Source organism: Pseudactinotalea sp. (assembly GCF_048594945.1).
GTDB lineage: Bacteria > Actinomycetota > Actinomycetes > Actinomycetales > Beutenbergiaceae > Pseudactinotalea.
The window spans coordinates 1-2,168 of sequence record NZ_JBMDXJ010000446.1 but is presented as its reverse complement, the minus strand read 5'-3'; the positions used below and the strand labels follow the sequence as shown (position 1 = coordinate 2,168).

1 protein-coding gene and 1 pseudogene are annotated in these 2,168 nt (G+C 71.5%); one reads left to right on the top strand and one right to left on the bottom strand.

The annotated features are described in order from the left end of the window. The first annotated feature begins 173 nt into the window (after positions 1-173). On the top strand, positions 174-1,964 hold the full coding sequence (locus ACOJSN_RS20295; protein ID WP_420114294.1) for a proline--tRNA ligase: 1,791 nt from the start codon (positions 174-176) through the stop codon (positions 1,962-1,964). Here the strand turns inward: ACOJSN_RS20295 and ACOJSN_RS20290 are convergent. Then, a pseudogene (locus ACOJSN_RS20290) lies at positions 1,945-2,168 on the bottom strand (aminoglycoside phosphotransferase); the annotation flags it as partial. The gene ACOJSN_RS20295 and the pseudogene ACOJSN_RS20290 overlap by 20 nt on opposite strands.

Below are 2,168 nucleotides of genomic sequence, written 5' to 3'. Positions count from 1 at the left end.
GGGCTTGTCCACCCGCACCCCCCCCCGCCGCGCGGGTGTTTGGCCGGGGTTGGGGGCCCCACCCCGGCCCCAACCACCTGTTCGTGTGGGAGCGGGAGGGGAGGGGATGCGAGCGCCCCGGGGCGGGCGCGAGCGTCGTGTGGTGGGCGCATAGACTCGCCCGCGTGCTGAGGATGTCGAGTCTGTTCGTACGGACGCTGCGTGAGGACCCTGCTGACGCCGAGGTGGCGAGCCACAAGTGGCTCGTGCGTGCCGGGTACATCCGGCGGGCGGCACCGGGGATCTACTCCTGGCTGCCGCTCGGGCTGCGGGTGCTGGCGAAGGTCGAGGCGATCGTCCGCGAGGAGATGGACGCGGCCGGGGCGCAGGAGGTGCACTTCCCTGCGCTGCTGCCCCGCGAGCCGTACGAGGCGACCGACCGGTGGACCGAGTACGGCCCGAACCTGTTCCGGCTGCAGGACCGCAAGAACAACGACATGCTGCTCGCGCCCACGCACGAGGAGATGTTCACGCTGCTGGTCGGCGACCTGTACTCCTCGTACAAGGAGCTGCCGCTGACGCTGTACCAGATCCAGACGAAGTACCGCGACGAGGCGCGACCGCGCGCGGGCCTGCTGCGCGGGCGCGAGTTCATCATGAAGGACGCGTACTCCTTCGACATCGACGACGCCGGCCTGGAGGCCTCCTACGAGGCCCAGCGCGAGGCGTACCAGCGGATCTTCACCCGGCTGGGCCTGGACTTCGTCATCGTCACGGCGACCTCCGGCGCGATGGGCGGCTCCCGCAGCGAGGAGTTCCTCTTCCCCTGCGACGTCGGCGAGGACACGTTCGTGCGTTCGCCCGGCGGCTACGCCGCCAACGTCGAGGCCGTGGCGACCCTCTCCCCACCCCCGATCGAGGCGAGCGTCATCGAGAACCTGCCTCCCGCCGTCGTCCACGACACCCCGGACACGCCCACGATCGAGACCCTGGTGGACCTCGCGAACGCCGAGCACCCCCGTGCCGACAGCGTCGCCTGGACCGCCGCGGACACGCTCAAGAACGTCGTGGTCACCTACGCGCACCCCGGTGGCGAGCGGGAGGTCGTGGTCATCGGGATGCCCGGCGACCGGCAGCTCGACATGAAGCGGCTCGAGGCCGTCGCGTTCCCGGCCGAGGTCACGGCCGCCACCGAGGATGACCTCAAGACCCGCCCCGAGCTGGTCGCCGGTTACATCGGTCCCGAGGTGCTCGGACCCAACGGCGCACCCCGCGACGAGCAGGGCAGCGGTGCGGTCAGGTACTTCCTCGACCCCCGCGTGATCGAGGGCAGCGCGTGGATCACCGGAGCCAACGCCCACGGCAAGCACACCTTCGGGCTGGTGTCGGGCCGCGACTTCACCGCCGACGGCGTTCTCGACGTCGCCGAGGTCAAGCCCGGAGACCCGGCCCCTGACGGCTCCGGCCCGCTCGAGCTCGCCCGCGGCATCGAGATCGGCCACATCTTCGCGCTCGGGCAGAAGTACGCCAAGGCGCTCGACCTCAAGGTCCTCGACCAGAACGGCAAGGCCGTCACGGTGACGATGGGCTCCTACGGCGTGGGCGTCACACGCGCGCTCGCGTGCGTCGCTGAGAACACGGCCGACGACGCCGGACTGGCCTGGCCGATCCAGGTCGCCCCCGCGCACGTGCACGTGCTCGCCACCGGTAAGGACGAGAGCGTGTTCACCGAGGCCGAGCGTCTCGCCGAGGCACTCGAGGCCGCCGGCCTGGAGGTGCTCTACGACGACCGCCCGAAGGTGTCTCCCGGCGTCAAGTTCGCCGACTCCGAGATCCTCGGCGTGCCCTACTCGCTCGTGGTCGGGCGCGGCCTGGCCGCCGGGGTGGTCGAGGTGCGTACCCGAGCCACCGGGGAGCGGGTCGAGCTGGCTCCCGACGACGCCGTGACCCACCTGGTCTCGACAGTCACCGCAGCACTGGGCTGAGTGGGGCGAGGGCCGCCTGGTAGGCGGCCGCGTCGGCCGGACGATCGCTGAGCAACCGGAACAGGGCAGCACGGATCATGGCCTGGCGGGCGCGGCCGTCGCGCCACTCGTCCATCGCCTCCGGTTCGGCGCCCCACCACATCACCGAGTCGAGCACGCAGACCGCCTCGGCCCACAGCGGTGGGCGCCAGTAGGGCGCGATGT